This window comes from Propionivibrio sp. (assembly GCF_017995515.1).
In the GTDB taxonomy this organism is placed as follows: domain Bacteria; phylum Pseudomonadota; class Gammaproteobacteria; order Burkholderiales; family Rhodocyclaceae; genus Propionivibrio.
The window spans coordinates 1-17,404 of sequence record NZ_JAGOIT010000073.1 but is presented as its reverse complement, the minus strand read 5'-3'; the positions used below and the strand labels follow the sequence as shown (position 1 = coordinate 17,404).

The following is a 17,404-nucleotide window of genomic DNA, read 5'->3' as shown; positions in this document are numbered from 1 at the left end:
TCGCGAATGCCGGCAAAGAGCACCAGCACCAGTGAGAACCCGACGGCGCTGGCGGCGCCGAAAAGCAGCGATTCAAGGAAGTTGTGCTTGTTGGCGACGTTGAGCAGCGGTACGCCGAGCACCGCGCAATTGGTCGTGATCAGCGGCAGGTAGATGCCGAGCACCTGGTGCAGCACCGGGCTGGTTTTCTGGATGACCATTTCGGTCATCTGAACGATGGCGGCGATGGTGACGATGAACGACAGCGTGCGCAGGTATTCCAGCCCGAACGGCATGAGCAGGTAATGATCGATGACGTAGCTGGCGCCGGTGGCGACGGTGAGCACGAAGGTCGTTGCGGCGCCCATGCCGAAGGCGGTTTCCAGCTTCTTGGAGACGCCCATGAACGGGCACAGGCCGAGGATCTTCACCAGCACGACGTTGTTGACGAGCACCGCGCCGATGATGATGAACAGGTAGTGGGTCATGGTTGGTTGAACTGGTCCGGGCAAGGCTTCCGGACGGTCCGGGAAAGCTGCAAAGGCTTGCGATTATCGCCGTTTGAGCGTGGCCGATCAACCACGTTGGGAGCATATGATTAGACGGGGCGGCTATAAAGACGCCCTGTCGCGCACCGCTCAGCGTTTGCGTTCGGCGATGGTCCGGGCGACTTCGCCGACCAGATCCGGCCCGCGGTAGATGAAGCCGGTGTAGAGCTGGACGAGGCTGGCACCCGCGTCGAGTTTGGCGACTGCGTCCGCGCCCTGCATGATGCCGCCGACGCCGATGATCGGCACTTCACCCTTGAGGTGGCCGGCAAGCTTCTTGAGCACGGCGGTCGAACGCTCGAAAACCGGCGCACCCGAGAGACCGCCCGCCTCGTTGGCATTCGGCAGACCTTCGACCTCGGCGCGCGACAGCGTCGTGTTGGTGGCGATGACGCCGTCCATGCGGTGCTGGCGCAGGAGGTCGGCGATCGACCGGATCTGCTCGTCTTCAAGGTCCGGCGCGATCTTGAGCACCAGCGGCACGTACTTGCCGTGCTTTTCCGCCAGTCGCGTCTGCTCGGCCTTGAGTTGGCCGAGCAAGGCGTCGAGTGCGTCGTCCTTCTGTAGCTCGCGCAGGTTCTTGGTGTTCGGGCTGGAGATATTGATCGCGACGTAGCTGGCCGCGGTATAGACGCGGTCGAGGCAGATCAGGTAGTCATCGACGGCCTTCTCGATCGGCGTGTCGAAGTTCTTGCCGATGTTGATGCCGAGGATGCCGCCGGCTTGCGCGAACTTCGACTTCGCGACGTTGGCCAGCAACTGGTCGACGCCGTGGTTGTTGAAACCCATGCGGTTGATGATCGCCTGCTTTTCCGTGATGCGGAACATGCGCGGCTTGGGGTTGCCCGGTTGCGGGCGCGGCGTCACCGTGCCGATCTCGATGAAGCCGAAGCCGAGGCTGGCCAGCGCGTCGATGTGCTCGCCGTTCTTGTCCAGTCCGGCGGCGAGGCCGACCGGATTGGGGAAAACGAGACCCATCAGTTCGACCGGATCGGCTGCGATGGGTTTGGCCAGCAGGCAGGCGATGCCGGCGCGGTTGAGAAAGCCGATGCCGCTCATGCCGAGGCCGTGGGCCAGTTCCGGGTCGAGCGCGAAGAAGAATTTTCTGATCAGTGGATAGAGCATCGGCGGATTTTACCTTACCGGTCCGCCGCGATGGCTAAAGCCAGCCGACGCGTTTGAAGCGACGGTAGAGCAGCACGCAGGCGCCAGCGATGGCGAGGAGGGCCGTCGGGTAACCGTAGCGCCAGTCAAGCTCGGGCATGGCCTTGAAGTTCATGCCCCAGATGCCGGCGAAGGCGGTGGCGATGGCGAAGATGCCGCCCCAGGCGGCGAGTTTCTTGCTGACTTCACTTTCCTCGATGGCGACCATCGAGAGATTGACCTGGATCGCCGTACCGATCGTTTCGCGGATACTCTCGAGCGAGGTGTTGATGCGATTGAGGTGGTCGTGCACGTCGCGGAAGTAATCGCGGCTGTTGCCGCAGACGAGCGGACCGCGTGCGCCGAACAGCTTTCCGGCGGCTTCCATGAGCGGCGCGACGGCGTGTTTCAGGAGCGTGATCTTGCGCTTGAGCGCGTACAGCCGCTCGATGTTGGCGCGCGCGGCGCCCTTGGCGAAGATCTGGTCCTCGATCTCATCGAGTTCGGACTCCAGCCGATCCATGATTGGAAAGTAGCGGTCGACCACGGCATCCATCAGCGCATAGAAGACGAAGCCGGCGCCGTGCTGCAGCAGTTCCGGCTCGCGCTCGCATCGCTCGCGCACGCCGAGGAAATGTTGCTGGCTGTGGTTGCGCACCGAAAGCACGTAGTTGTGGCCGACGAAGACGTTGACTTCGCTGACGCTGTAGCCGTCGCCCTGTTCTTCCAGCTGGTGCATGACGGCAAACACCGAGTCCTCGTATTCTTCGATCTTTGGGCGCTGGTGCCCGTGGCGAGCGTCTTCGACCGCGAGTTCGTGCAGGCCGAATTCCTCCTTCATCTGTTCGAGTTCCGCCCCGGAGGCGTCGCGCAAGGCGACCCAGACGAAACAGTCGCCGCGCTGGAGGTAGTCGCTGATCTCGTCGGCCGGCAAATCGGCGATGCGCGATCCGTTCTTGTAGGCGATGCAATTTACGAGCACTTCGATTCCTTTTTCCTCGTGGCTGCTTCCGACGATTCTTCTGCGCCCTGATCGGCGCCGTTCGCCGGCGCGATGCCCGCGCCCTGGCTGCGATCGAGCCAGTGCAGCAGGGTGGTAAAGAGCACGTCGGGGTCGAACGGTTTGACGACGAAGTCGTTCATGCCGGCGGCGAGGCAGTCCGCCTTGTCTTCGGCGAAGGCATTGGCCGTCATCGCCAGGATCGGGATTGTATGGCAGGCAGCAATCTTGCGGATACGGCGGGTGGCTTCGAGCCCGTCCATGTTCGGCATCTGCATGTCCATGAGAACGGCCGCACAATCCTTGTCCTGTACGCGGATGATTGCGCGGATGCCGTCCTCGGCCGTCTTGACGGCGAGGCCGACGTCTTCCAGCAGATAACGCGCCACTTCCAGATTCATCGGGTCGTCGTCGACGATGAGGACGCTGCGTCCGTTATGGCGTTGGCGGATCAGCGCCTCGGCGCCACCATCGCAGGTCGTCGTGTTTTGGTGACTGCCGTCGTCCTTCACCGACAGGCGCGCGGTGAACCAGAAGGTGCTGCCGATGCCCGGCGTGCTTTGCGCACCCACGCTGCCCCCCATGAGCTCCGCCAACCGGCGCGTGATCGCCAGCCCGAGCCCGGTGCCGCCGTACTTGCGCGTCGTCGAATTGTCGGCCTGCTCGAAAGCGTCGAACAGACGCGGCAGGGCCTCGGCGTCGATGCCGATTCCCGTGTCCTCGACTTCAAAGCGCACGAGCAGCGAGGTGTCCGTGGTTTCCGACACGCGCACGCGCAGAACCACGCTGCCGTGTTCGGTGAACTTGATGGCGTTGGTCGCATAGTTGAGCAGGGCCTGCTGCAGGCGGGTGGCGTCACCGTAGAGGTTTGTCGGGACGCTTGCCGGAAACGCATCGGTATCGACGATGAGCTGCAACCCCCTGGCCTGGGCGCGTTCGAGCAGGATCGTGCCGGCCGTGCGGACGATGTCGCCTGGATTGACCGGTACGTCCTCGACGGCGAACTTGCCGGCCTCGATCTTCGACAAGTCGAGAATGCTGTTGATGGTGCCGAGCAGGTGTTCCGTCGCCGCGTTGATCTTGCCCAGCCGCTCGGCCTGCAAGGGCGAGACGCCGCTTCGCCGCATGACATTGACCATGCCGAGGATGGCGTTCATCGGCGTGCGAATTTCGTGGCTCATGTTCGCCAGGAACGCGCTCTTGGCGAGGTTGGCGGCTTCGGCGGCCTCCTTGGCTTCCACCAGCTCGGCCGTTCGCGATTCAACGAGCGCGGCGAGATGGTGGCGGTGTTGCTTGAGCTCTTCTTCAGCGCGCTTTCGTTCGGTAACGTCGCGCAACTGGGTGATCGTGTGGAGGTTGCCAGAAGAATCCGTGAAGCGCGTTGAATGGATCTCGGCATCGATCAGCCGACCGTCACTCCGTTTGCAGCGCAACTCGCCGTAGAAACGACCGGACTGTTTGCGTTCCTCGATGGCGGCAGCGGCGCGCGTGTCGGTTTCGTCGAGCACGCCGTTGCGGCCGAGCTGCTGGAATTCCTCTTCGTTGTAGCCGAACATCGTGTGCGCGGCAGGGTTGGCTGCATCGATGTGCCCGCCGGTGGACGAGATGAGGATGGCGTCGCCGCTGTTTTCGAAGATCAGGCGGAAACGTTCCTCGCTCGCCTGCAAGGCCCTTTCGCGCCGCCCGAGCGTTTCGAGCAGTCGGTTGAAGCCGCTGTTGAGCTGACCAATCTCGTCGAGGTCGGCGACTGTAAGCGCGTGCAGAGGCACGCTCTCGTCGGCCATGCCGTTGATCGTTCGCGCGGCTTCCTGCAGCGGCGCAAACTGACGGCGCATCACCCACCAGGCTGCGCCGCCGGCAAGCAGCGTCAGGAACAAGGTCGCTATCAGCATGCGCTGCTGCATCTCGCGGATGGGCGCAAAGGCCTCGCTGACGGGAAGCGATGCGGCGACGTACCAGCCGGCAACCGGGACGCTCCTGGCCGACACCAGGACGTCGACGGACAGCTGATTGATTTTCGTCCCCGAACCTTCGAATCCGGCGAGGAAACGGTCGGTGAGCGGGCTCTCGCCGGGAGCCGGGAGGCGTTGCATGATCAGGCTCTTGTCACTGGCGGTGACGATCATCCGGTGTTTCTTCTCGACGACGAGATAGCCGCCCGTTGCGCCATAGCTGTTGTTGGTGATCTTGTCGAGGAAGCTGGGGTTGTCGAGGTTGATCAGGCCGCCCAACGCCCCGACGATCGTGCCTTGCGCGTCCCGGATCGGGACGGCGATGCCGATGATCGGGGATATGAACGTCCGGCCGAAGACAGGATGTCCGATCGTGGCACGGCCGTCGAGCAAGGCGCCGGCGACGTAGTCGCGGTCGATATAGTTGAGGCCGATCCGCTCCGGCGCGATCGGCGAAGCGGCGATTGCCGTTCCGTCGCGCCGGTAGGCGTTAATCCCGGCGTTGAACAGGTTGTGCAGGGCAAAACGCTGGTCGAGGAAGTCCTGCAGCGCGGCGGGGGAATCGAGTGTCGCCGGTTCGATGGCGCCGGCGATCATCTCGAGCGCCTTGATGCGCTCGTTCAGCTCGCCATCGAGTTGCGCGGCGACGTAAGTGACTGTTGAAAGCTGCTGCTGGCCGAGCATGCGCTCCATGTCGATGCGCAGCATGTGGCTCGAATAGAAGGAGAGCGCCCACAGGCTGGCGAGAAAGATCGCCAGCGTCGCGAGGGCGATCCGGGTCTTCAGCGAGCGGTGGTGGAACAGCGTGCGAGCAATCAGGGCCATGCTTATTCCGGTTTTGACGGGTGGTCCCCTTGTTGAAAAAACACGAACTGCAGTGTGCCCGCCATACTACTCCGCTATGTTGTCCGGATGGCGTTGCCCTCGGTCGGGAGCTCCTGCCAGACGCCGTCGAGCAGGCCCTCGATCGGGCGAAAATCCGCCTTGTAGGCCATCTTTCGGCTTTCGCGAATCCAGTAGCCGAGATACAGGTAGGGCAGATTGTTGGCGCTGCACTGGGCGATCTGCCAGAGAATGTTGTAGGTGCCGAAGCCTGCGCCGGGAATGTCCGGGTCGTAGAAGGTGTAGACCGACGAAACACCGTCGTTGAGGATGTCGATGATGCTGACCATGCGCAGCTCGCCGTGCTCGGTGAATTCGATCAGCCGGCTGTCGACGCGGCTTTGCAGGAGGAAGTTGGCGTACTGCTCGTGGCTGTCGTGGTCCATGCCGCCGCCCGCATGGCGCGCCGCCTGGTAGCGCTGATAGAGCGCGAAGTGCTCGTCGAAGAGGACGAGCGGCAATTCATGCGCACGCAGGTCCGGGTTCTTCTTCGCGCAGCGCCGCTGGCTGCGGTTGGGGGCAAAGCGCTCGACGGGGATACGCACCGGCACGCAGGCGGAACAGCGCTCGCAGTTGGGGCGGTAGGTGAAAATGCCGCTGCGCCGGAAGCCGTTGCGCACCAGCTCGCCGTAAACCTCGGTGGTGATCAGATGCGGCGGCGTGGCGACCTCGGAAATCGAGCGCTGGTCATCGAGGTAGCTGCACGGATACGTCGCCGTGTTGTAGAACTGCAGCAAGGAGAACGGCAGCTTGCATTCGTTGATTCGCGACATGGCGTAGTCTCGTTCCTGGCTCAAGCCCAGCTGATTGACGCGCCATCCTCCGGCCAGCGGCCGTTCAGCGGCGGGATCGCGGTCAGTTTTTGCAGTCGGGCGATGAAGTCGCAGCGCGGGATTTCGCGCGCGCCGAGTGAGGCAAGGTGCGAAGTGTTCATCTGGCAATCGATCAGCCCGAAACCTTCGCGCTCGAGGAATCCGGCAAGATGCGCGATGGCAATCTTCGAGGCGTCGGTCGCGTATGAAAACATGGACTCTCCGTAGAACATCCTGCCGATCGCTAGACCGTACAGACCGCCGACCAGCGTTTCATCGACCCACGTTTCGACCGAGTGCGCGAAGCCGAGTTCATGCAGCGTGCAGTAGGCGGCCTGCATTTCGGCCGTGATCCAGGTGCCGTGCTGGCCGCGTCGGCGGGCCTTGGCGCAGGCGCGGATGACCGCCGGAAAATCGTGGTCCAGGCGCACCGTGTAATCGCTGCGCCGCAGCGTCTTGCGCAACGAGCGTGAGATCTTGAATTCCGATGGAAACAGCACCATGCGCGGGTCCGGGCTCCACCACAGGATCGGCTCGCCCCTTGAGTACCAGGGGAAGATGCCGCGGCTGTACGCGCCGAGGATGCGTTTCGGCGACAGGTCGCCGCCGGCGCAAAGCAGCCCGTTCGGCTCGGTCAACGCGAGTTCGAGGGGGGGGAAGGCGATCGCGCTCTCAAGCCAGGAAATCATCGCGGGAGGACGGTATTGCGGAAGGCGACGACGTGGTCGACATCAAGCCGGATGCCGATGCGTTCGCCGATCGCGTGATCGTGGTGTGAGGGCACGAGCGAGAGTACTTCGGCGCCGCTCGTCAGGCGCAGCGTGTAGAGGAACTCGGCGCCGCGGAAGGCGCGATGCAGAATCTCGGCCTGTGTCGGGCTCTGGTCGTCGTGCACGATGTCGTCGGGGCGCACGAGTACTTCGACGCGACAACCCCGGCCGCACTCGGCGCATCCTTTGAGGCATTCAAGCGGCAGGCGGGACTGAAGCCGGCCGAGCTCGACATCGACGCGGTGATTGTCGATGACAGTGCCCGGCAGGAAAACGCCCTGGCCGACGAAATCGGCGACGAAACGATTGGCCGGCTTGTGGTACAGGTTGTACGGTGTATCCCACTGCTGGATCTTGCCATCGGCCATGACGCCGATCTCGTCGGCCATGGCGAAGGCTTCGTGCTGGTCGTGCGTGACGAGGATCGCCGTCATGCCTTCCTGCTTGAGGATCGCGCGGACTTCGAGCGATAGGCGTTCGCGCAGGTCGACGTCGAGGTTGGAGAACGGCTCGTCGAGCAGGATCAGTTCCGGCCGTGGCGCCAGCGCACGCGCCAGCGCCACACGCTGCTGCTGGCCGCCGGAGAGTTCGTGCGGGTACTTGCCGCCTTGTCCCTCTAGGCCAACGGTAGACAACAGTTGTTCGACGCGCCCGGTGGCGCCAGCTTCACCTCGTGCCAGGCCGAAGCCGATGTTGGCCGCGACCGTGAGGTGCGGAAACAGCGCGTAATCCTGAAAAACCATGCCGATGCGACGCTTTTCCGGCGGCATGCGGAAGTCCGGGCGCGTGACCGAGACGCCCTTGATGCGAACTTCTCCCTCGGCGATCGGCTCGAACCCTGCAATGCAGCGCAAGAGTGTCGTCTTTCCACAGCCGGACGGGCCGAGCAGGCAGGCAATGCGCCCGCTCACGATCTGGAAGCCGACCCCGGCGACGACCGTGTGCGTTCCATAGCGCTGGACGATGCGGTCGAGTTCGAGGTGGGCGAGGTGAGTCATTGGCGTTTGTTTGATCATTGCGGCGGTTCGGCACGGGCAGTCTCCGGGTCATCCGGGCAACCAGGTGAAAGCCGCGCGGTGACTCGGTGAGTTCCCGCGACGGCCCAAATTATAATTCGCATTCAACTTTCGGCCGGCCATGAAACGCTCCCCGTTCAATCTCCTCCTCGTTGCCTCGTTCGTCATCGCTGCCTTGATCGCCTTGCCGGTAGTCAGCGTGCTGGCCAACATCTTCAGCGGCGGCACCGGCGCTACCTGGCAACACCTCGCATCGACGGTGCTGCCGGACTACGTCGGGAGCACGCTCTGGCTGTGTCTCGGCGTCGGCTGCGGGGTGGTCGTCGTCGGCGTGGCGACGGCGTGGCTGACCGCGATGCACGATTTCCCCGGCCGGCGTTTCTTCGAATGGGCGCTGGTCCTGCCGCTGGCGATGCCGGCTTACGTGCTCGCCTATGTGTACACCGATTTCCTGCAGTTCGTCGGCCCGCTGCAGACCTGGCTGCGCGACGTCTTCGAATGGCGGCGCGGCGACTACTGGTTCCCGGACGTGCGCAGCACCGGCGGGGCGGTCGCGATGTTCGTCTTCGTCCTCTATCCCTACGTTTACCTGTTGGCGCGCACGGCGTTCATCGAACGCGCCAGCGGCATGCTGGAGGCGGCGCGTACGCTCGGCCTCGGGCCGTGGCGCAGCTTCCTGCGTGTTTCGTTGCCGCTGGCGCGTCCGGCGGTGGTCGCGGGCGCGGCGCTGGCTCTGATGGAGACGCTGGCCGACTACGGTACCGTGTCCTATTTCGGCGTGCAGACATTCACCACGGGGATCTATCGCGCCTGGTTTTCGCTCGGCGACCGGGTCGCGGCGGCGCAACTCGCCGCGTCGCTGCTTGCCTTCGTGATCCTGCTCCTGCTGCTCGAGCAAGTCTCGCGCGGACGCGCGCGCTTTCACAACACGACGGTTCGGAATCGGCCGCACGCCGAACACGCGCTCAAGGGCGGCGCCGCCGTCGTCGCGCTGGCAAGCTGCGCTTTGCCGCTCTTCGTCGGCTTCGTCCTGCCGGCGGGTTTGTTGCTGCGCCTCGCACTGACCGAAGGCGATGCCCGGTTCGGCGCGCGCTTCGTTCATCTGGCTGGCAACAGTTTTGTGCTGGCCGGACTGACGGCGCTGATTGCCGTGGCGCTCGCGCTTCTGCTGGCTTACGCCGACCGGCTCTCGAAGGCCGGTGTCCGGGCGCGTCTGGCGCATCTGCTCAATCGTCTGGTGGGGCTGGGTTATTCGGTTCCAGGCTCGGTGATCGCCGTCGGCGTGCTGATTCCCGTGACCCGTTTGGATAACTGGCTGGCCGGGCAATGGGCGCTCTGGTTCGGTGCCAACCCGGGATTGTTGCTGACGGGCGGCATTGCCGCGCTGATCTACGCCTACCTCGTGCGCTTTCTTTCCGTGGCGTTGCAGTCCGTGAGTGCGAGTCTTGTGAAAGTTACGTCGAATATGGATGAAGCTGCGCGTAGCCTGGGCGAGAACCAGGCCGGCGTCCTGCGCCGCGTGCATTTCCCCTTGCTGCGCAGCAGCCTTCTGTCAGCTGGCCTGCTGGTGTTCGTCGATGTGATGAAGGAGTTGCCGGCGACGCTGGTCATGCGCCCCTTCAATTTCGACACGCTGGCGACGCAAGCCTACACGCTGGCTTCCGACGAACGTCTGGCCGAAGCGTCGACGGCCTCGCTGGCCATCGTCGCCGTCGGCTTGTTGCCGTTGATCTTTCTGTCGCGGCAGATCAATCAACGGCGGTAGCGCTTACCGATAACCGGCGCGGTCGAAGATCATCTGCGCCTTGGCGCGGTACATGGCGAGCGATCCCACCGGCAAAGTGTCGGCCTTGAAGCTGCCGAGCTTGTCGAGCGCCGGATTGGCGATCTTCAAACCGGCGACGACCGGCCATTCGTTGTTGCCGTCGGCGAAATAGCGTTGCGCGTCGTCGCTCGCCAGGTATTCGAGGAACTTGACCGAGGCTTCCTTGTGCGGCGCGTGCTTGAGCATGCCGCCACCGGATACGTTGATGTGCGTCCCCTTGGCCGCCTGGTCGGGCCAGACGATGCCAATCTTGCTCACTACCGCTTGGTCATCCGCCTTGTCCGAGCGCATCAGGCGGGCGAGATAATAGGTATTGGAGATCGTCACGCCGCACTCGCCGGCGGCAACGGCCTTGATCTGGTCGGTATCGCCGCCCTTGGGCGCGCGTGCGAAATTGGCCACGACGCCTTTCGCCCAGGCTTCGGCCTGCGCCTCGCCCTGATTGGCGATGATCGACGCCATCAACGACAGGTTGTACGGATGCGAGCCGGAGCGCGTGCAGACTTGGCCCTTGAGCTTCAGATTCGCCAGGTCGGCGTAATTGCGCACGTCGTCCGCGTTGACCGCATCCTTTGCATAGACGATGACGCGGGCGCGGGTCGAGAAGGCAAACCAGTCGTCCGTGCGCAGATGAGCCGGAATGCGCGCTTCCAGCTCGGGCGACCTGACCGGCGCGAAGAGTCCGAGTTCGTGCGCCTGGGCGAGGCGCGAAGCGTCGACGGTGATGAGTACGTCGGCCGGACTGTTGCTGCCTTCGTTCTTGATGCGCTCAAGCAGTTCTTCTTCCTTGCCCTCGATCCGGTTCACCTTGATGCCGGTCCTTTGCGTGAATCCGGCATAGAGCGCCTCGTCGGTCTGGTAGTGGCGGGCCGAATAGATGTTCAGGACTTTCTCTTCGGCCTGTGCCGAGCCAAGAACGACGGACAGTGCGGAAAGCGCCAGCAGGCGGCGCGAGGATGAATGGAACACGAGAGTTTCTCCTTGCTTGTATTGATAACGTTTCGCAAAAACGTCTTCATGATAGCGGTGCTTTTTGTTCATGTAAATGAGAATTGTTATCGAGCTCGGAGCGAAAAAAAGACGCCGAAGCGTCTTTTTTGATTTCGACTGACCGGTGTCAGTTTTCCACAACGCGCCGTGCGCCGTTGTAGCGTTTGACCCAGTAGCTCTGGCTCATGTCCTCGACGCGAACTTCCGCGCCCGTGCGCGGTGCGTGCATGAAGCGGTTGTCGCCGAGATAGATGCCGACGTGCGAGAAGGCGCGGCGCATCGTGTTGAAGAAGACGAGGTCGCCCGGCTTGAGTTCCTTCTTGTCGATCACGTCGCCGACTTCGCTTTGCTCCTTGGCCGTGCGCGGCAAAAGCATGCCGAGCGCGTCCTTGAAAACGAGCTGAACGAACCCGCTGCAATCGAGTCCACTGTCAGGATCTGTACCGCCGCGGCGGTACTTGATACCGGTCAGTTCCAGACCTTTGAGGATCAAATCCTTCGCGCCGGTACGATAGCGTTCGAACAGCGAAGGCTCGTCGCTCAGCGCAGGCTGGACTTCGGCAGCGTGAACGGCAGACACGCCCGAGAGAGCGAGTACGGCAGCGGCAAGCAGGTTTGTGATGATTTTGTGACACAACATGGGGCCGGAATCTAAAAGAAAAATCCCGCCCTGTAAACCTTTATTGCCGTTTTTTTATGCTATTGCTCCGGGTTTGTTCTTGTAACATGCTGATTATTATAGTTTGTCTGCGGAAGTGGAGCGCTTGCCCGTCGACTGGTATTTTGTGGGTATCATCGCCGTTTGCGCGACGCAGACGTCCTGATGCCAATCTTGGCTTCGGCAGGCGGCGTCGCGTTCATCAAGGAGAATTCATGCGTTCCTTCAAGGCGTTCTTGATTGAAGAGATTGAAGGTAAAACAAAGAGCGGTCTGGTCAGCGTTGACGAGTCGGTGCTCGATCCCGGCGAGGTGACGATTCGCGTTGCCTACTCCAGCGTCAATTACAAGGATGCGCTGGCGGCTACCGGTGCGGGCCGGATCATCCGGCGCTTTCCCTGCATCGGCGGCATCGATCTTTCCGGCATCGTCGAAGCGAGCAGCGACCCGCGTTTCAAGGCCGGCGATCAGGTGATCGCTACGAGCTTCGATATCGGCGTCGCCCATCACGGCGGCTATGCCGAAATTTCCCGCGTACCGGCCGACTGGGTGGTCCCTTTGCCCGACGGCCTTTCCCTGTTCGAGGCGATGGCTCTCGGGACGGCGGGTTTCACAGCCGCGCTGGCGATCGTCCGCATGGAAGAGAACGGCCTTGCGCCGGGCAAGGGGCCGGTGATCGTGACGGGCGCTACCGGCGGCGTCGGCGGATTGGCGATCGACATGCTGGCGAAACTCGGCTACTCGGTGACTGCGCTGACCGGCAAGGAAGCGCAGGCGGATTACTTGCGGCAACTGGGCGCATCGGAGGTGATCTTGCGCTCGTCGCTCGACCTGTCGAAGATCCGGCCGCTGGCTAAAGCTGTCTGGGCCGGTGCCGTTGATAATCTGGGCGGCGACGTGCTCGCCTGGATCGCCAGTTCGATGAAGCCGCAGGGAACGATAGCCAGCATCGGGCTGGCAGCCAGTACTACACTGAACACGACGGTAATGCCGTTTGTCCTGCGTGGCGTTTCGTTATTGGGGATTGATTCGGGCTACATCGGCGAACCGTACCGGCAGCGGATCTGGCAGCGCCTTGCGACGGACATGCGTCCGCGCAACTTGCTTGAAATGACGCGTACGATTGGCTTGAATGAGTTGCCGGGTGCTTTTGACCGATTCCTGAAGGGTGCGGCGCACGGCCGTGTGGTGGTTGCAGTGTCTTGAGGCGGTGATAGACGATACCCATGAACAGTCCGACCCAGTTGCCGAGAATATTGATTGTTGACGAATCGCGCATCGTGCGCGCGACGATCAGCAAGCATGTTCGCGACCTCTACGATTATCGGGAGGAGTCGGATGGTGAGGCGGCGTGGCAGGTGCTGGTGCTCGATCACTCGATCGCGCTGGTGATCTGTTCGCTTTCCCTTCCGGTGCTTGACGGCAACGGGCTGCTTGACCGGGTGCGCTCGTCGCGCCTGGCGCGCTTGGCGCAGATGCCGATGCTGATGATCGCCGGCGACAACGACGAGGCGATCGAGCGCGCCAAGGCGCACGGGGCGTCCGACTTCATCAGCCGCGGGACGGGCGGTGCCGAGTTGCTGGCGCGCATCGACTCGCAGCTCAAACTCGTGCAGGCACAGCACCAGCTCAAGGAAAACCTTGAGCAGAACGTCCAGAATCCCGAAACGGGGTTGTTTACGCGCAAGTACGTTGAGCTGCAGGCGGTGCAGGCGATGTCGCACGCCATGCGGCATAACAACGAAGTCAGCGCGATGGTGATGAGCTTCGATAACATCGGTGCCTTGCGTGAGGAGCATGGCGTCGATGTGGCGAAGCAGCTTCAGCAGCGCTTCATTTCCATGTTGTCGAGCAAGATCCGCAAGGAGGACAGCCTGGGCCACTACGCCGGCAGCCAGCTGGTCGTCATCTCGCCGGGTACGCCGGCAGCGGCGTGCGAATCGTTCGGCAACCGCTTGCGCGAGGCGATTCGTACGGCAAACATCGCGGTTCATGGACAGCGATTGAACTTGTCGGTGAGCGTCGGTGTCAGCAACAGTCCGGCGGATGCAGTTGTGTCCGGCGGTGCGCTGATCGAGCTGGCCGGCTCACGGTTGAAGATGGCGCAGCAGGCCGGCGGCAATCAGGTCATTTCTTGCAATCCGGGAGCAGACGCGGTGTCGCCGGTGGCGCCCGCGCTCGATCAGGCGCTGGCGCTGATCAATGAGGGGCAAGTGGTCAAGGTCATGCCCCATCTTGCGGCGCTAGGTTTGCAGGTGATGCCGCTCTTGCGGCTACTCGAACGCCGATTCGGCCTGGGTTTGCCGCTTGCAGAAATCGAGAAGCGCATGACTGATCCGGTGCAGGAGAAAGAAGACGCCGGACAGGATTAGTTTTCCATAAGTGCAGGGTACTTGGTCGTAGCGACAAGGAAGCCTTATGACAACAATCAAGGAGTTTCACCAGCAATCCATCGACAATCCGGACGCTTTCTGGGCCAACGAAGCCAGGCGCATCGACTGGCACAAGCCGTTCAGCAAAACGCTCGATTTCTCGCGGCCGCCGTTTGCAAAATGGTTCGTTGGCGGCGAAACCAACCTTTGCTACAACGCCGTCGATCGGCACGCCGCCAAACGGCCGAACGACCGTGCCCTGGTCTTCGTTTCGACCGAAACGGATACCGAAACCGTCTATTCCTTCGCTGAACTGAAGACCGAGGTCATGCGCATGGCGGCCGCCATGCAGCACCTCGGCGTCGGCAAGGGCGATCGCGTTCTGATCTACATGCCGATGATTCCCGAAGCGACGTTTGCCATGCTCGCCTGCGCGCGCATCGGGGCGATCCACTCGGTGGTCTTTGGTGGCTTTGCCTCGGGTTCGCTGGCGACGCGCATCGACGACGCGCTGCCGAAGCTGATCGTCTCTTCCGACGCCGGCATGCGCGGCGGCAAGCCTGTTCCCTACAAGCACCTGCTCGACGACGCGATCGATCTTGCGACGCACCAGCCGAACCATGTGTTGATGATCGATCGCGGCCTCGACAAGGCGTTCAACAAGGTCGCGGGGCGCGACGTCGACTATGCGAGCCTGCGCGAACGCTTCCTTGACGCCGACGTGCCGGTGACCTGGCTCGAATCGTCGGAGCCGTCGTACATCCTCTATACCTCCGGCACGACCGGCAAGCCGAAAGGCGTGCAGCGCGATACCGGCGGTTACGCCGTCGCGCTGGCCGCGTCGATGCAGTACATCTACTGCGGCGGCGAGGGCGAGACGATGTTTTCGACCTCGGACATCGGCTGGGTCGTCGGCCACTCCTATATCGTCTATGGGCCGCTGATCGCCGGCATGTGCACGATCATGTACGAAGGCACGCCGCTGCGCCCCGATCCGGGAATCTGGTGGCAGATCGTCGAGAAGTACAAGGTCAACGTGATGTTCTCGGCGCCAACCGCCGCGCGCGTGCTCAAGAAGCACGATCCGGCGTACATGCACAAGTACGACCTGTCGAGCCTGAAGCACGTCTTCCTCGCCGGCGAGCCGCTCGATCAGCCGACGCACGAGTGGTTCATGCGCGAACTCGGCAAGCCGGTGATCGACAATTACTGGCAGACCGAAACCGGTTGGCCGATCCTCGCTGCGATGCCCGGCATCGAGAAAACGGAAATCCGCTACGGCACGCCGAGCTTTCCGGTCTATGGCTACAACCTCAAGGTGTTCCGCGAGGATGGCACGGTGTGCGATCCGGACGAGAAAGGCATCGTCGGCATCGTGCCGCCGCTGCCGCCCGGCTGCCTGTCGACCGTCTGGGGCAACGATGAGCGCTTCGTATCGACCTACTTCTCGCTGTTCCGCGAGCCGCAGGTCTATTCGTCGTTCGATTGGGGCATCCAGGACAAGGACGGCTACCACTACATCCTCGGCCGGACCGACGACGTGATCAACGTCGCCGGACATCGTCTCGGCACGCGCGAGATCGAGGAAGCGATTCAGGGGCATCCGGGGATTGCTGAGGTCGCAGTCGTTGGCGTCGCCGATCAGCTCAAGGGTCAGATCCCGATGGCGTTCGCCGTGGTCAAGGACGCGGGCAGCATTTCCAGTCCGGACAAGCGGGTTGCGCTCGAGCAGGCGGTGTTCAGGCAGGTTGACGAGACCTTGGGCGCGATTGCCCGGCCGAGTCGCGTGCACTTCCTGACCATCCTGCCCAAGACGCGCTCCGGAAAACTCCTGCGCCGTTCGATTCAGGCGCTGGCCGAAGGGCGCGATCCGGGCGATCTGACGACGATCGAAGATCCGGCGGCGCTGGAGCAGCTGCAACTGGCGTTGAGTTTCAAGGCCGCCTGAGTTTTTTTGTCGCGCCCGGCAGGGCGCACTCACCTTCACGAGTCTGCTGCTGACAGCGAGACGGGCATGCGAAACGGATAGCAAGAGGGCGCTGGCGACGAAGTTGCTCAAGGAATGGGCGGTTGCGTGAATTCTGGACGGACTTTCCCCTTACCCCACTGTTTTTCATCGCGCCGGGGCAGCACTCGGTCAGCGCTACGGAGACAGGGCGCAGGCCGCGTGGAAGCGGAGGGTGCGCAGCGGATGGTGGGAAGCGAGCAAGATGCGCACGCGGCGGGGTATTGCGCAGGATGGCCGCGCCGATCTTGAGCAGCCTCACCCGGATCGTTGCGGCGGTCGCCCGGGCCAATCCGGTGCCGGCCAAGGCGATCTCGCGCAGACGCTGCATCAGTGTATAGGCGAGTGCGGCGAACATCAGGCGCAACCCGTTGGCGAGGAACTTGTGGCAGCTGGCGCGCGTTCCGAAGAGGTCAAGTTGAGCTTCCCTGATGCGATTCTCGGCCTCGCCGCGCTGGCAATAGAGATCGTCATAGAGTGCGTCAGCCGGCAGATCGAGAGTGGTGACGACAAAGCGTGGGTTGGTGCACAGGCTGCCGAACTCCTGGCGCGTGGTGAGCAGCCGGACCACGGTGGCGGCCTGCTTCGCACCGTCGATGCGCGACAGCCGCAGCACGCAGGCGAGCATCACTTGCCCGCAGAAGACGTAGAGCGGCAGGTAGCAGTAGTGATCGTAATAGCCATGGAACTGCGTCCGTTCCTGCTCTCCGTGCAGCGGCACATCCGAGGCGTCGACATCGAGCACCCGTTCTTCGGGTACCTTGTCTCGTGCGGCAATGAACCTGAAAAATCCGGTTCTTCACCGCAAAGGTTCGCAAAGAAAATCGAAGCGCTACGCGAACAGCACGGTAGGGTGCGCAAATCTCATTTGCGCCCCGAAGGAAGTACCCTTGGGGTGCGCCCCGAAGGAAGTACCCTTGGGGTGCGCCCCGAAGGAAGCGCGGAGGGTGTGCACGCGGAAATGGCGCTGGAACGGTGCGCAACATCGGGCGTTGCACACCCTGCGGCAGCTGTTGTTTCCTTTGCGATCTTTGCGCCTTTGCGGTGAGGTTTTCAGGATGAACTGCTCGACCAGCAAGCGATTCAGGGCGATCACGTCAGCGCGTGTGACGCGCGTTTCCAGACGCGAGAAGGTCGGGGAACTCGCCAGGTCTTCAACCTTGCCCACGGCCGTTTGCATCAGCGGGTCGTGACGCAGGACGTCGTGGTCGTTCAGATTCTCGTAGCCGCAGCACAGTCCGTACAGGCGCTGGGCGACGAGGTCGCGCAGGGAATGCGTGATGCGCTCAGGAGCGCGCGGGTCCGAGAGCGCCGCGATGACCACCGCCGACAAGCCGATCTTGCGATCCACCTGCCGCACCAGCAGGACGCCTCCGTCTGAACTGAGCGCGCCTCCACCGAAATTCGCCTCGATTTCGCGGCGACCCACGCGCCCAAACACCATCTGTTGAAC

14 protein-coding genes and 1 pseudogene are annotated in these 17,404 nt (G+C 62.8%); 4 read left to right on the top strand and 11 right to left on the bottom strand.

What is annotated here, in order from left to right:
* From rsxA to KBA32_RS12220, 7 genes are all read right to left on the bottom strand, one after another.
* Positions 1 to 467 (bottom strand): electron transport complex subunit RsxA (gene rsxA / locus KBA32_RS12250; RefSeq protein WP_294359296.1); only part of this gene is annotated, 467 nt, incomplete at its 3' end.
* Positions 468 to 617: 150 nt separating this feature from the next.
* Positions 618 to 1,652 (bottom strand): quinone-dependent dihydroorotate dehydrogenase, encoded by a 1,035-nt coding sequence (locus tag KBA32_RS12245; protein WP_294359294.1) that lies wholly within the window; start codon positions 1,650 to 1,652, stop codon positions 618 to 620.
* 34 nt (positions 1,653 to 1,686) lie between these two features.
* Positions 1,687 to 2,652 carry a magnesium/cobalt transporter CorA gene (gene corA / locus KBA32_RS12240; protein WP_294359292.1) on the bottom strand — a complete coding sequence of 322 codons (966 nt, stop codon included), beginning with the start codon at positions 2,650 to 2,652 and terminating at the stop codon, positions 1,687 to 1,689.
* Complete coding sequence (locus KBA32_RS12235; RefSeq protein WP_294359291.1) at positions 2,643 to 5,447, bottom strand: ATP-binding protein; 2,805 nt, start codon at positions 5,445 to 5,447, stop codon at positions 2,643 to 2,645. Before KBA32_RS12235 ends, corA begins: the two co-directional genes overlap by 10 nt.
* A gap of 74 nt (positions 5,448 to 5,521) precedes the next feature.
* On the bottom strand, positions 5,522 to 6,277 hold the full coding sequence (locus tag KBA32_RS12230; RefSeq protein ID WP_294359288.1) for an arginyltransferase: 756 nt from the start codon (positions 6,275 to 6,277) through the stop codon (positions 5,522 to 5,524).
* Between the two features lie 20 nt (positions 6,278 to 6,297).
* The gene (aat, locus tag KBA32_RS12225; RefSeq protein WP_294359286.1) at positions 6,298 to 7,005 is read right to left on the bottom strand and encodes a leucyl/phenylalanyl-tRNA--protein transferase; all 708 of its coding nucleotides are present in this window, start codon (positions 7,003 to 7,005) and stop codon (positions 6,298 to 6,300) included.
* The gene (locus tag KBA32_RS12220) at positions 7,002 to 8,084 is read right to left on the bottom strand and encodes an ABC transporter ATP-binding protein (RefSeq protein ID WP_294359284.1); all 1,083 of its coding nucleotides are present in this window, start codon (positions 8,082 to 8,084) and stop codon (positions 7,002 to 7,004) included. The genes aat and KBA32_RS12220 overlap by 4 nt, the downstream gene beginning before the upstream one ends.
* Before the next feature lie 139 nt (positions 8,085 to 8,223).
* Here KBA32_RS12220 and KBA32_RS12215 point away from each other — a divergent pair, with 139 nt between their 5' ends.
* Positions 8,224 to 9,867: an iron ABC transporter permease gene (locus tag KBA32_RS12215; protein WP_294359283.1), complete on the top strand. Its 1,644-nt coding sequence runs from the start codon at positions 8,224 to 8,226 to the stop codon at positions 9,865 to 9,867.
* 3 nt (positions 9,868 to 9,870) lie between these two features.
* Here KBA32_RS12215 and KBA32_RS12210 read toward each other — a convergent pair whose 3' ends face one another.
* On the bottom strand, positions 9,871 to 10,872 hold the full coding sequence (locus tag KBA32_RS12210) for a Fe(3+) ABC transporter substrate-binding protein (protein WP_294359298.1): 1,002 nt from the start codon (positions 10,870 to 10,872) through the stop codon (positions 9,871 to 9,873).
* Between the two features lie 172 nt (positions 10,873 to 11,044).
* A complete protein-coding gene (locus KBA32_RS12205; protein ID WP_294359282.1) occupies positions 11,045 to 11,557 on the bottom strand; it encodes a C40 family peptidase in 513 nt (170 codons plus the stop codon).
* Between the two features lie 233 nt (positions 11,558 to 11,790).
* Here KBA32_RS12205 and KBA32_RS12200 point away from each other — a divergent pair, with 233 nt between their 5' ends.
* From KBA32_RS12200 to KBA32_RS12190, 3 genes are read left to right on the top strand one after another with little or no spacing between them, the layout of a single operon-like run.
* Positions 11,791 to 12,780, top strand: coding sequence for an oxidoreductase (locus KBA32_RS12200; RefSeq protein WP_294359280.1), 990 nt, complete (start codon positions 11,791 to 11,793; stop codon positions 12,778 to 12,780).
* Between the two features lie 20 nt (positions 12,781 to 12,800).
* Positions 12,801 to 13,946: a diguanylate cyclase gene (locus tag KBA32_RS12195; protein ID WP_294359278.1), complete on the top strand. Its 1,146-nt coding sequence runs from the start codon at positions 12,801 to 12,803 to the stop codon at positions 13,944 to 13,946.
* A gap of 46 nt (positions 13,947 to 13,992) precedes the next feature.
* On the top strand, positions 13,993 to 15,894 hold the full coding sequence (locus tag KBA32_RS12190) for a propionate--CoA ligase (protein WP_294359276.1): 1,902 nt from the start codon (positions 13,993 to 13,995) through the stop codon (positions 15,892 to 15,894).
* Positions 15,895 to 16,089: 195 nt separating this feature from the next.
* On the opposite strand, the pseudogene KBA32_RS12185 reads toward KBA32_RS12190, so the two are convergent.
* A pseudogene (locus KBA32_RS12185) lies at positions 16,090 to 16,732 on the bottom strand (transposase); the annotation flags it as partial.
* A gap of 51 nt (positions 16,733 to 16,783) precedes the next feature.
* The coding region (locus KBA32_RS12180) for a transposase (protein ID WP_294359274.1) at positions 16,784 to 17,404 on the bottom strand (621 nt) is incomplete at its 5' end.

Excerpts from the sequence above, each read along its gene's own strand:
- KBA32_RS12190 (WP_294359276.1), top strand. The coding sequence starts at position 13,993 with ATGACAACAATCAAGGAGTTTCACCAGCAATCCATCGACAATCCGGAC.
- KBA32_RS12205 (WP_294359282.1), bottom strand. The coding sequence starts at position 11,557 with ATGTTGTGTCACAAAATCATCACAAACCTGCTTGCCGCTGCCGTACTC.
- aat (WP_294359286.1), bottom strand. The coding sequence starts at position 7,005 with ATGATTTCCTGGCTTGAGAGCGCGATCGCCTTCCCCCCCCTCGAACTC.
- KBA32_RS12220 (WP_294359284.1), bottom strand. The coding sequence starts at position 8,084 with ATGACTCACCTCGCCCACCTCGAACTCGACCGCATCGTCCAGCGCTAT.
- KBA32_RS12245 (WP_294359294.1), bottom strand. The coding sequence starts at position 1,652 with ATGCTCTATCCACTGATCAGAAAATTCTTCTTCGCGCTCGACCCGGAA.
- KBA32_RS12195 (WP_294359278.1), top strand. The coding sequence starts at position 12,801 with ATGAACAGTCCGACCCAGTTGCCGAGAATATTGATTGTTGACGAATCG.
- KBA32_RS12200 (WP_294359280.1), top strand. The coding sequence starts at position 11,791 with ATGCGTTCCTTCAAGGCGTTCTTGATTGAAGAGATTGAAGGTAAAACA.
- KBA32_RS12230 (WP_294359288.1), bottom strand. The coding sequence starts at position 6,277 with ATGTCGCGAATCAACGAATGCAAGCTGCCGTTCTCCTTGCTGCAGTTC.
- KBA32_RS12235 (WP_294359291.1), bottom strand. The coding sequence starts at position 5,447 with ATGGCCCTGATTGCTCGCACGCTGTTCCACCACCGCTCGCTGAAGACC.
- KBA32_RS12215 (WP_294359283.1), top strand. The coding sequence starts at position 8,224 with ATGAAACGCTCCCCGTTCAATCTCCTCCTCGTTGCCTCGTTCGTCATC.